The sequence below is a fragment of the Sphingobacterium micropteri genome, from assembly GCF_014692515.1.
In the GTDB taxonomy this organism is placed as follows: domain Bacteria; phylum Bacteroidota; class Bacteroidia; order Sphingobacteriales; family Sphingobacteriaceae; genus Sphingobacterium; species Sphingobacterium micropteri.
The window spans coordinates 387,580-399,821 of sequence record NZ_JACOIK010000003.1 but is presented as its reverse complement, the minus strand read 5'-3'; the positions used below and the strand labels follow the sequence as shown (position 1 = coordinate 399,821).

At 38.0% G+C, this 12,242-nt stretch carries 14 protein-coding genes; 10 read left to right on the top strand and 4 right to left on the bottom strand.

Annotation, left to right across the window (positions count from 1 at the left end; genetic code table 11):
* Window positions 1-73 precede the first annotated feature (73 nt).
* Window positions 74-352 (bottom strand): transposase, encoded by a 279-nt coding sequence (locus H8B06_RS05900; RefSeq protein ID WP_132776788.1) that lies wholly within the window; start codon window positions 350-352, stop codon window positions 74-76.
* A gap of 482 nt (window positions 353-834) precedes the next feature.
* Entirely contained in the window at window positions 835-1,101 is a 267-nt protein-coding gene (locus H8B06_RS05895) for a helix-turn-helix domain-containing protein (RefSeq protein WP_190993363.1), read from the bottom strand.
* Window positions 1,102-1,156: 55 nt separating this feature from the next.
* Here H8B06_RS05895 and H8B06_RS05890 point away from each other — a divergent pair, with 55 nt between their 5' ends.
* Window positions 1,157-1,990: a hypothetical protein gene (locus H8B06_RS05890; protein WP_190993362.1), complete on the top strand. Its 834-nt coding sequence runs from the start codon at window positions 1,157-1,159 to the stop codon at window positions 1,988-1,990.
* A 76-nt stretch (window positions 1,991-2,066) separates the two neighbouring features.
* Here H8B06_RS05890 and H8B06_RS05885 read toward each other — a convergent pair whose 3' ends face one another.
* Window positions 2,067-2,285, bottom strand: coding sequence for a helix-turn-helix domain-containing protein (locus H8B06_RS05885; RefSeq protein WP_190993361.1), 219 nt, complete (start codon window positions 2,283-2,285; stop codon window positions 2,067-2,069).
* Window positions 2,286-2,369: 84 nt separating this feature from the next.
* Between H8B06_RS05885 and H8B06_RS05880 the strand changes: the two genes are divergently transcribed.
* The 7 genes from H8B06_RS05880 (at window position 2,370) to H8B06_RS05850 (ending at window position 9,249) form a co-directional block, all read left to right on the top strand.
* Window positions 2,370-3,440: a hypothetical protein gene (locus tag H8B06_RS05880; protein ID WP_190993360.1), complete on the top strand. Its 1,071-nt coding sequence runs from the start codon at window positions 2,370-2,372 to the stop codon at window positions 3,438-3,440.
* Between the two features lie 3 nt (window positions 3,441-3,443).
* Window positions 3,444-3,734: a hypothetical protein gene (locus H8B06_RS05875; RefSeq protein WP_190993359.1), complete on the top strand. Its 291-nt coding sequence runs from the start codon at window positions 3,444-3,446 to the stop codon at window positions 3,732-3,734.
* A gap of 521 nt (window positions 3,735-4,255) precedes the next feature.
* Window positions 4,256-4,432 carry an NUDIX domain-containing protein gene (locus H8B06_RS05870; RefSeq protein WP_190993358.1) on the top strand — a complete coding sequence of 59 codons (177 nt, stop codon included), beginning with the start codon at window positions 4,256-4,258 and terminating at the stop codon, window positions 4,430-4,432.
* Window positions 4,390-4,554, top strand: a complete 165-nt coding sequence (locus H8B06_RS05865) for an NUDIX hydrolase (protein ID WP_190993357.1) — start codon at window positions 4,390-4,392, stop codon at window positions 4,552-4,554. The genes H8B06_RS05870 and H8B06_RS05865 overlap by 43 nt, the downstream gene beginning before the upstream one ends.
* A 653-nt stretch (window positions 4,555-5,207) precedes the next feature.
* Window positions 5,208-6,923: a hypothetical protein gene (locus H8B06_RS05860; RefSeq protein WP_190993356.1), complete on the top strand. Its 1,716-nt coding sequence runs from the start codon at window positions 5,208-5,210 to the stop codon at window positions 6,921-6,923.
* Window positions 6,924-7,086: 163 nt separating this feature from the next.
* Entirely contained in the window at window positions 7,087-8,127 is a 1,041-nt protein-coding gene (locus tag H8B06_RS05855; protein WP_190993355.1) for a phospholipase A, read from the top strand.
* A 12-nt stretch (window positions 8,128-8,139) separates the two neighbouring features.
* On the top strand, window positions 8,140-9,249 hold the full coding sequence (locus H8B06_RS05850; protein ID WP_190993354.1) for a hypothetical protein: 1,110 nt from the start codon (window positions 8,140-8,142) through the stop codon (window positions 9,247-9,249).
* 219 nt (window positions 9,250-9,468) lie between these two features.
* Here H8B06_RS05850 and H8B06_RS05845 read toward each other — a convergent pair whose 3' ends face one another.
* Window positions 9,469-10,194, bottom strand: a complete 726-nt coding sequence (locus H8B06_RS05845) for a hypothetical protein (protein WP_190993353.1) — start codon at window positions 10,192-10,194, stop codon at window positions 9,469-9,471.
* Between the two features lie 675 nt (window positions 10,195-10,869).
* Here H8B06_RS05845 and H8B06_RS05840 point away from each other — a divergent pair.
* On the top strand, window positions 10,870-11,199 hold the full coding sequence (locus tag H8B06_RS05840; protein WP_317170864.1) for a nuclear transport factor 2 family protein: 330 nt from the start codon (window positions 10,870-10,872) through the stop codon (window positions 11,197-11,199).
* A 162-nt stretch (window positions 11,200-11,361) separates the two neighbouring features.
* Window positions 11,362-12,066 (top strand): hypothetical protein, encoded by a 705-nt coding sequence (locus H8B06_RS05835; protein WP_190993351.1) that lies wholly within the window; start codon window positions 11,362-11,364, stop codon window positions 12,064-12,066.
* Window positions 12,067-12,242: the final 176 nt, after the last annotated feature.

Sequence of the window (12,242 nt, the reverse complement as noted above, 5' to 3'; positions counted from 1 at the left end):
ATAACTTTGCACTGCCTGTAAACGCTCATTTTCTTATAGGAAGGGCAAACAAGCCCGCGTTTCTCGTCAAGACTCATTTGCCCAATACTTTTTTTAAGAAATCAACCTGTATCTGTAACTCCCCGATCTTGGAATAAAGCTCTTTCTCTTTGGAGTCATCTTTTATCGGGCTTTTTTCTGTGGTAAAAACCGATTCAGCATTATCCAGAAATTCCCGTTTCCAGGTGTTGATCTGGGTCGGGTGCAATTCGTATTTAACGGCTAGTTCCTGAATGGTCTGCTGTTCCTTGATCGCTTCTATGGCTACCTTCGCCTTAAAGCTTGCACTGAATTTCCTGCGTTCTTTTTTCATTTTCTACTGCTAATTTAAACATTTATGCAGTTGTCCAGTATTTGGGTAGTATGATAAGGTGAATGGCCCGTACTCTCCCTTCGAATTAAAGTTAATATCTATTTGCTGATCTATTACAGAATAGAAACTTTAAAAACTTTCTTTTATAGAAAGTTATACAGCTTCTTACTTGGTAGACTCAAACTATTTTATATATTTGTCTATCTAAAATGCTCCAATTTAACATGCCTAATAAAATAAACCAGCAATTACGACGTGAATCTTCAGCAAATAATTCCGGCACGATAAATGACAAAAGTATATAGACGCTAACAATAAGTTTGAATTGCTTAAACGCTTCGGAAAAGAAAGTATTCATAATCCTTATGAACTAGAACTTGTATAGACTGCCCGGTAATTAGCCGGGCGATTTATTGTCGTTTTTTTCTAGAACTTCTGGTAGAAAACCGTCTGCATGCGTAGGCATTGATGTATATGATAATCTACGACTTGTTTCTTTTTTCCAAAACGCGTATGACTGATAGGTCGGGGCGCTCCAACTCATAAGAGTCTATTCTGTCTATAAATTCGTAAATATCGAGGTTATAGAACCGACAGAGGCGAACCATCATAATGAAACTTACTTCACGCCGGTCACGCTCTATCTTAAGGTAGGTAGACACCGTAGTTCCAGCTCCTGCTGCGGCTTCAGTGGCACTAAGCCCCCGCTCTGCACGAAGATCTTGTAGAGCATTCCCAATTGTTCCCATGGGACGAATTTAAAAAATGTAAACAGGGAAACATAAAATAATATACATTTGAACTATGATTATTGATCCCAACGATTTGAGTGAATTCGATGATACACCTGATGAGAATTTATTAGGACTCTCCTATCGGGATTTACTGGCCCTACAGATATTTCCTTTTGCACAGACTTCACCACTGAAAATCAGAAAGCATATTCCAGTGGAGGTGCTGGACAAGCTGCTTTTCTTCAGGCTATGTGAAGATTTACTGACGATAGTTGCCCGTGAAAAAAGCCTGAAGCTCACACCCAAAGGTAACCTTCCTTTGAAGTTCGTTAGAGAACTATACGAAAATGGCGCCATTCCAGATGAAGCTATTGAACTGGGGATTAGTAAAAGCTTCAGGGAAAATGAAATTATATCGATATATGCTGCGCGACAGGTTTGCACCTTGGCAGGCCTCATTAAGAAAAGAAATAACGCGTTAAGCCCCACCATAAAAGGGCAAAAATTACGAACAGACCGAAGTGCACTTTTTGCCAAGATTTTGTATGCCCATGTGTGGCATTTCGATACCTGGCAATTTGATGGATATCCTGATCGAGCAACTGGTATGGGAAACCATATTATCTGGTATATGCTACTCAAATACGGTCAGGAGGAAAGAACTACGATGTTTTATGCCGATAACTACCTGTCGTTTTTCCCTGAACTGATTGAGGCCTTTGGAAATGATTACGCTACTCCGATCATACAGTTTTTGAGATGCTTCGAAGTTAGGGTGTTCTACCGTTTTAATGACTGGTGGGGATTTACGGAAACGACCAACAACAGGCATTCCGAAGCCAATACCACGAAAACAACATCGCTATTACCGGCTGTTTTAGAGTTTGCTCGTCATGGTTCTTAAAGACTTCTATAAAAATTTCTTCCTCTTTTGTTAGTCTTGTACCTTAACGCATCGTTGCATAGCTGTGTGTCAAGCTCTACAGGAAACTCTCATCGTCAAAAAATTCTTTCAAACTGTAGCCGATGGTTAAAATCAATTTCTCGAGATTGACCATGGAGATGTTTCGTTTACCGTTTTCCACTTCACTAATATAAGTTTTGTCCACATCGCTCTCAAACGATAATTTTTCTTGCGTCATATTTTTTTCTTTACGCAATGCTTTCAAACGCTGCCCCACACGGTCTTTGATATCCATATCGCAAACTCGAAATTTTTGCAAGAGAAAACAATAGGATATAAGTGAACTTTTAATACCTTTGTAGATACCAAATATAAAGTTATGACAACCAATTCAAGACTATCTGTTCAATTTGTTAAAATCGAAACCTTACGATTTGATATGGAAAACCCAAGGATCGTACACCGCCCCCATGCTAAATCGGATGAGGAGATGATAAACGCGCTCTCACGAGAGTATCCGCTATGGGATTTGTTAACGAGTATTTTTGCGTCTGGTATTCCGGAATATGAACCATTACTCGTAATAGCAGATAACGATGCTTTTACGGTACTCGACGGAAACAGAAGATTGGCGGCAATGAAAATTCTGAACGACCACGTAACTTATGAAAAGTTTTTGCCGTACAACATTTTGAGGTTTTCTCGGAGTAATGCCATTGCCAAGATTAACGAAGTTCCGGTTTTGATTGCGTCAGCTAGTGACACTAATCTATGGCGGTCACGACTGATCCGACATGCGCACCTCCCGGTTCCTTGGACGTCTTTTGCTAGGGCATGCTTTGTCCAACATATCGAAAATACCCAGGGTATTACCACCGAGCATATAGGACATCTAATTGGATTGGAACGTAAAGACGTGGATCGGCTGATGGATCCCATACGTTTAATTACCTTTATCGAAGATAGAGGTGTTTGGAAAAGATCGGACGTGGTGGGAACCCGTCTGTATTATTCGTTCTTGATCAAAGCTTTATCAAGGAGCAATATCCTTCGCCATATTGGTTGGGATCGGAAAAAAAGCATGAAGTTAATTAATGTACTGAATACGATAGAATTATTTACTTGGCTCTTTGGTAGCCGGACAAAAGAAAAAAACACTATTATCGTGGAGCCAGACTCCGACCTTGATAAGCTCAATATAGTACTGGATAGCGAAAGCGCTCTAAAGGCATTAAGATCATCAAATAATCTCGAAGAAGCCTATATCTATGCGATAGAAAGCCGTTTTGCCCTACGCAGAAAGCTGATACAGATTGATGAAACCATACGATCGCTAATTGCGGAATCTAATGAAGTCCCTTACCCCGAGCCGCATGTAAAGACGATTGCGAAATCGATACGTAACACGGCAGACATTTTAGTACGTGAACTGGAAAATAAATCAGAATAAGACATGGACGAAAAATTTATAACAGAAATCAGAGGAATGTTTGAATCGCTCCATGAGCGAATGCGGCAAAACCTTCCTTTTTGGGAAAACGAGGTTGATATTATTATCGCTAATCAGGAGACGGATCGGAACAAGATTGAGTTGACATTCGACTACCTCTTGGATTATACAAGGCATGGTATAGGCAACGAGGTGTATTTACGGTTGATAGGCTATTATCGAACAGTGGATCCGGAGGGCGCTGCGTATTATTTACAAATATATCAGGAGCAAGAAGATGAGGAAAATGTATAGATAGATCTAGGGGGGAGCTCCAAAAAATTATCAACCTGTTTTACAGACAAATACAGAATATTGATTTAGATAAAAGGGGGGGCTTGAACGAAAAAAAGGGGGAGTTAGAATGGAATTAGCGAGAGCAATGTCCCTGGGGTATTTTCTTTAAGATATCGATATAGAGAAAGAATACCATATTTTTATTCGATAAATAGCGTAATTATGAATTTACAAAAAAGATTATTAACCACTTTTGTTATAGTCCAGATAGCTTTGACTACATCTCTGACATGGGCACAGGAAAGAATTGACAGTCTAATTTACGCCAAAACAACCATTAAGGTGCCCGAAGGCTGTTTGTCAAAATCCGAATATCAAATTATAAATTGTAATGGTTTTTCCGCTCAATGACTCATTCACCCACCGGTGTATCAACGTCCTCTCCCACCGCAATTATTACGACAAGAGAGCTAAAACAATCATTGCTGCATCAACCCATACGTCGAGATATTCAAGTCAAAAAAGCTTATCTTTAACCCATGCTACACGTTACCTGCGCCATCATCGAGCATCAAGGAAAAGTACTAATCTGCCAACGCTCTGCTTCTATGAAGCTTTCGCTGAAATGGGAGTTTCCCGGTGGTAAGGTTGAAACTGGGGAAAGCAAAGAAGAATGCTTGAAAAGGGAGATTACAAATGGACAGGAGGTTCGTTAGCTATCGCCGAACACGCGAAGGCCATCTGGGTTTCTTACAATGACTTGAAAAACTACGATTGGGCGGAGGCGGATGTGCCGGTTGTTAGGGAATTATTATTTACTGGACGGGAAACTTGTTAAGATATGTTAAAATGCTGTTATGTCAGAAGAAGGGCACAAGAATTGATAACATTTTAACAATTCATAATTTAGGTTAATAATTGGTTAGTTAGTAAAAATCCTGAAGCTCCCCGCTTCAGGATTTTTTTGTTTTATGCGTGCCAAAGTACGAGATATCTCCTTTGGGAGAACACTTCTTGTCAAGGTTGATTGAAGACTAAGCAATAGATGCTTTTTCCGTTTCACATACGAAGAATTTATCTATCTTGAGCGCTATTGATAAATGTTATTTCTTTTGATTTCCACAATCATTTCGGGAGTAGTTGTAAATGGTAAATAAGAATGCACCACCATTTGTAACTTGGAGCACAGCATTATTGGCACTAATAAGTGACCGTAATTGAAGTCGAAAAAGAAAGGAACGCTAAAGATATTACCCCCGTTCATCTGATTGAAATAGGAGAAGGAATTTATCCTCGAGATTTCTGATATGCATCTCTAATTCCGGAACAACATCTGTGCTTTAGGGTCTAATCTTAATAAGTAAAATACCCAATAATGGGTATTGCTAATTGACTCTTTTTATTCTTTTTTTGTAGAAGGTCGCATTAAGAAAATACTTTAAAAGTTAAAAACAACTAAAACCAACCTGTTAATACGAAAAATAAATCGTCATGAAAAGATTAACCTTATTAATATTCTTATTATTAACCGGAGCACTGAGCAACTCTTGTAAAGATAAATACGATCAAGATCCAGACAATGAATATCTTGGAAATGTACTCCCCGAGAAAACGAATGTTAAAACCTATGAAATTGTAAACTTAATAGTACATGAGAATTTAGCTGATAAATATCAAGCAACATTTGGTTCATCGTCAATCGAACTTATAAAGACATCCGATACAACCCTTACCTTTTACGTCCCTAATATTAGCAATGGTAGCGTTTTGTTAAAATTTGAATTAGCTACTATCCGGTATAATGTAACCGAGACAGCTGAGATTAAAGTGGATCAATTTATTACTGATATAACGTATAATTTTGATACCCAAATCGAATCCCTAAATCCCTCAACAACAGATGAGGCGGAGGAAGTCAACCGTTTAAGAAAAGATAGACAGGAGGTTATCCAGTTATTCAATTCACTAACGGATGATGAAAAGCGCCAAACAATATTATTTTATGAAGCAAACAAGGAAGTCTTCCAATCATTTGCAACGACTCGGTTTACAGCATTGGCAAGACCGGCACACAGACCTTTAACACCGAGAATTATACAGGCCTCAGATGCTAATCAACATATGCAGGAGCTTAACAATGTATTCCATTCTTCAAACGACTATACAAATGACCTTCAAATAAAGTTAAAGACGACAACGGTTATGAGTTCGCGATCTAACTGCCCAAAAACAAATTTCAAGTCGTACTATGGGTGTACAGCAGAGACCCTAGGTCACGCTGCGGTTGATTTAAAGAATGCTTCGAAAGAGTTTTTGGGAATGCTCGCTCTAGCAGGTATATCTGCTTATCTAGCTCCTGCATCATTTGGGTTATCAGCAATAGGCACAACGTTAGCATTAGGAACTGCCGGATATTTGTTGCTCACAGAAATTAGACCTGCGGCTATACACTTTAAAAACGCTTTAATATCATTCCTGCACGCAAACTGGATTTTCACAAAGTCACTATTTATTGTTACAGCAGAAATTTTTCATGATCAAATAAGCACTTCACTTAACTTGAAGCCCTCATTTCGTTCAATAACAACCAATGATAGCGATATAAATGCTGGAAGTGGATATTTTATTAATGCAATGAATTCCTTATCTGAATATTGGAACAAGCTAAAGACGCTATTTGGGGACTTACCCACTTATAAAAATACAGAGACACCTACAACATTAGCCACCAATGAAATCAAAATATCAAATATTTCAAATGCAAATGTACAATATCTTGGTAATACAGGACAGTCGGTGAAATTCAAATCTCTCTCTGGAAATGAAGAAAACTTTAGTTATAATATTACTGTATCCAAGGAGGGGTTTGTAGAAGAAAAAACGTTAACTGGTAAGGTTGTTCCTAAACGGTGTGATCCGAATTCCATAATTGGAACTTGGAAAGTTGAGCTGTATAATACATGCTATCCCAACCCAGATGGTACACCGGCGTATTCAAATACGAATACCCTTATCTTACTCGAGGGCGGACAGTCCATTTGGAGGTATTATGACGGTTCGGAATATCGAGGAAGTTACACATACAATCCCTCAAACTGTACATTTTCGTACAACAATGTTTCGTGGTGTAGCCCTACAGTTTCTACTGAAAATCCATCAAGTTTGTACTCTTGTGGCTGTCTTTCTATGAAACATATCAAGCAATAATTGTTATATTAAATATCTCGTATACGACCGATTACCCGGTTAACTAGCTTGAATATGTATGAGGTTATTGGAAAAGACCAGTGTTTGGGGAAATATTACAGATTAGAATCTTATCAAAAAAATAACGACATTAGTATGCTTTTTAACTAATAACCTTTTCGTTATGAAACGATTGTTTTTATTATTCGCTAGCCTCTTTGCACTATGCGACGCTAGGTCCCAGGAACTCAAACTTAAAGAGTCTCTCTCTCAAAACGAAACTAGTATTCTTGAACGAAGGATAAGCAATAAAACATTCCTTCAACATACTTTAAACTATGCGCCACTCAGTTACGTTTCTCCGCCATTTTTAGATGTAGGCAATCCTAAAACAGCATATATCCTTTCTGCTGACATTATGCCTCAATTTGTTATTGGTGGAGAATGGATGCCGATACCAATACATCTAACGCCAAGGTTTAAAGCGAGGATATTTCGAAATAATTTAGAAACCAATGATACTTCACTCCCCGTTAGAACACCGAGCTTTATGCCGGGTATGACAGCACATATACCACTGCAAGACTATAGTAAAGACACGGGTAAAATTAAGTATGCTAGTATTGCCATATTTCATCACTCCAATGGTCAGGATGGTGATGAATTCAATTCTGATGGGCGTATGAACTTATACAATGGAAATTTTTCCACAAACTACGTTGAACCAGCATTTCATTATAGAGTACGGAAATTCCAAAGTATTGGCTTGACTGATTGCAGCGACCCAGAACCTAACTATTCAGAGTACTATTTCAAACTTGGTATGGAAAAACATTTCGTTACTGCGGAAAAGCTAAAATCTACATACGGAGATTACCGTTTTAATTTCACGGTGAATTGGATTGGTGTGCGGAATTATTGCGACATGATAAATAACAAACAAATTTCTAGTTCATATTACAGAGAAAAACATCGTATTGTGTTCAGCAGTACATTTATAGCTGGAAACCGAGAGGGCGGGCTCAATGACTTTAACAAGCGGATTAATGTTAATATCAACTATAATTGGAGAATACCATCCTCGCCAAATACAGCACTATTTTTAGGAACGGGATACTATGGCAGTGATCCTTATAATATTTACTATCAACAGAGTTATTTTTTCGTTCATGCAGGTCTTTCTCTAGGCTTTTTCGTGACGCCTAATATGATTGGATTAAAATAAAAAGCAAGAGAAATGAAAATCATCGCAGTTATTATCGTATTATTCCTATTATCGAAATCATTGTTTGCACAACAGCACAGTAATGTATTGTACGGAGAGCGAGACCTTTATACAGATACAGGAAGTATATATCTTGACAAGGCCGGAATCATCTATCCGAAAGTGAGAATTCCCAACGATGAGCTTGGGGAAGCAAACAGCAGTTTACAGGAATGGTACAAAAAAAACGATAAAAAATTTGTAGAAATAGCTCGACTTTACAATTGCAACTTCGAGAGTTACAATGATATCAACGCAGCGATCTTGAACGACTCGATTATCGAAACGGTGACAAGGAATCTAAATAAGACACCGACCAATACGGCGACGTTTCTCATTCACGGGTTCAGAAAGCCTTTTGACACACAAAATGGTGATTCCAGTTCGCCTGACGACTTCGAAACGTTAGCCGCTACTTTCAAGAAGTTCAATTCAGCAAAGACGAAGATAGTGTCTATATATTGGGATGCTCTATATGGATGCTGTTTTTCAGCGAGTAGCAAGAAGAATAAGCCATTATTTGAACTTTTCGAGCTGGCGCAGGCGCATGCGGAGAAAACAGGGAATACACTGCGAAAAATAGTCAGCAAGATTTCGAAAGACACATTAAACGTTGTTTCACATAGTTTGGGTGCTAAAGTCGCATTGTACGCTCTTCTGGATATATCAAAAATTCCGATTAATACACCAAAAAACAGCCGAGTAAACATCTGCCTTATCGCTCCTGCGATTTCTGCGAATCTGATCATCGAAAATTATATGAAAAGGCAACCAGAAAATGACATTTTTTTCTCAGACAATTACAATTTATACCTCGCGTATAATGAGCATGATTTTGTATTGAGAAAGAAAGACAACAGAATTGGAATATTTGGTCCTGGCCCATATAAATATGGCAACACAACTTTAGGCTGTAATTATAAAAGGGAAGCGCTAAAATTGCAATCGCAGTTTAACGCTCTATTTAAGTTTTCTGGTATAAAACTTTATGATTTATCTAACGTAGGAAAATGTCATTTAGTCAGCTGTTATTGCTTTGGAAATAACCTTGAAAAGGTTCTCGCCGATATGAAATATCGATAAGATTGGATTTGAAGAGATTCCGTGTGTAGGCTTGAGGTATTCTTTCCCGTTGCAGATTCACGCATGTTATACAAGAGAACAGATAAAGATCCTCTTTTTTGTAAAGAAAGCTATTCATGATGGAGACGGTTTTACGCAAGGTTATGTTTTTAGGTCCAGCTCACTACGTAAGCCATGCGGGATCAAAACCAATGTCTATCCAGTGGAAGCTGGAAGAACCTATCCCGGAGCACCTTTGGACGGCTTCGGCAAAGATGGTGGTTGGGTAGTCTTGAGTATATTGACCATTTGCTTGTACATAGGCCATTTCCCGGTATCTTGATTACGAAATAGTAATAATAATTTATAGACTGGAAATACCAAAGCTGACACGAATAAAATATACATCCATGATTGCAGAGGCGCATCTCCAATATTTCCTACCAAGACATTTCTGATATCATCATTAAGCAGCCCCAGCGCTCCACCGATTAGTACCATTAAAAATAGTATTTCTTCTAAGGATTTCTTACGGTGCTTTTCCAACTCTTCAATAGTGTGTTGCCATTGTTCGGGTGTACTTACACCATGTTTCATAAGATATTCTTTAAGCGCTAGATGTCGATGTTTATAGACAAACGCTGGAAAGGAAAGTTTTTCCGGATTTTCTTGCGAATTAAGCCATTTTTGCTTCTTTTCATCCATGAACTTGAAATAATATCGTATTCCGATAAGGTAGATGATATACAATCCAATAAAAATAATCACATTAATCATTCTTTCACTACCTAGTATCGGATAGTTATAAGTTCTTAGCCCGAATACAAATACAATAATTAGCGGAAGAATCAAAACACACAGTATCCGGTTTCTGTGCTTCTTATATCCTCCACCATTTATCAATGCTTGATAAGACAATTGATCGCGATAAAACTTGTAAAGGTCGGGTATAGATAAATCAGTCATAACACAAACATAAAAAATTGTTCGTAAAACAACAGAGTAATGTGACGGTAGATATCGCGTGTAAAGGTAACCAACCGTCTTGACTGGCATATTTTGCGATCAATCCAAGTGTGATAACTGCTATAGAAGTGATTATGGATACCATACAAAAAATAAAGATAACGGATTAATATAAATATACGCGCATACATACAACAGTGGAGATATTTATTCAAATGAAATATTGCATTATGCTGTTAGGATTATATTTCGTTAAGATTTGTTAAAAAGGCATTGCAAAAATAAGAAAGGCACACGAATTGATAGTATTTCAGTAATTCATAATTTAGGTTAATAATTGGTTAGTTAGTAAAAATCCTGAGGCTCCCCGCTTCAGGATTTTTTTGTTCAGTAACGGACACCTGCTGTCCGCCGGTGAACATCCGGAAACCTCCCTAAAAACACAAACACCTTTAAGACAAAGCATTGAATACTTTGGCAACCGGCTTGCAATCCTTTTGGCATGAACAGACAAGTAAATAACTGCATAGCGCATTCACCGATTTTTTTACGGCAGTTACCGAGAAATGCCGGAGCTTCGTCTAATCGTTATTCGGTAAATCTACATCTCGCTATACCTTTGAAGTATCAAATAAGAAATAGAAAAAAAACGAAAAAGCCAATCCTTTGAAAGACGTGGAATCGGACATGGTAATTGGCTCCTATGTGGATGCTGTTACCGTAGGGAACATCGACCTGAACAAGTTCCTTTTTGCAGATGATTTCCAGTACAGCAACGTGAACAACAACGACCGTGCGGGCAAAAAGGAATACATCAAATACCTGAAGGCCAACAAGGGTAACAAATATGACTGCAAGAGCAGCTATGAGATCCTATCACAGGATGGAAAGGTATGCGTAGCCAAAGCAACGATGGCCTTCGATACCTTCACCCGCGTAGACTATATTACCTTGAACCAGGGAAAGGACGGCTGGAAAGTAAAAGTGGAAACAACCTATCCGTAGAAGGCTTTAAATGTTTGTTTCAATAGGGAGACATGTCGTGAGATATCTCCCAATGTTTAGTTTAGTTAGCAAAGCCTGTATGTGCAGGCTTTGGCTTTTTTGAGGTGTTAATAAATATTGGTTTAAAAGCTTAAATTTCGCACGAACTAAATTAACTGCTATATGAATATCAAAAGGCTTTTAACAATCACTGGTCTATGCTTAGGAGGAATCTTGCATGCACAAGAAAATGAAGATTATGTCGTAACAATGGAACGCGACACCATTTTCGGAAAAATAACTTCAGTAACCGATAAGAAATTAAAAATTAAGACCGCAACTACAAAACGTACATTTAGGCCAAATGAAGTTTTCCGAGCAATGGACAACAAAAAAGTTTATGCTCCGTCTCGTGTTGAATATGGGTTAGAAAGAGTTCCGGGCATAGAACCGAAGCTTTATCATTTTTCAGAAAGAAAAGCAACAAAACCACCAACATTTGCAGAAGTGATAACGGATGGGGAAATTGTTTTGTATTATTTTATAAAAACATCAACAGCTATGGCTCCTGCAGGTTTCGCTGGTGGACAACATATGCCAGGAATGTTTTTCACCTCCAATCAAAAGAATTACTTTGCAATAAAAAAATCGACAGGCGACGCTATTGAAATCAAAAAATCTGGCTTCTATTTGTTCGGAAACATGTCTAAGAAGAAAATTGCCATTAATTTAGCAAAACTGATAGAGGATGAAGCTGAATGGATGAAAAAGTTTGAAGAGGAGGATTCACTGAACCTTGACCGTTTTATTGAATATATTGAGGGATACAATAAATTGCGAAAAGCAAAAGGACATGATCCGGAACGCTACGACTTCCAGATTTTCTAATATTGGTGGTTAGTAAAGCGTAAACCGATGACTATATAACATGATATACCGAAAAAACAAAGGCCTCGTTTACGATAAAAAAGTTGCTAAGCTTTTCGGGTTTCGTAAGTACGCCAATGCCGGAATTATCTCTGTATAGCTGTTAAAGTTAAACGCCTATTTTTAGGTATTTTTCA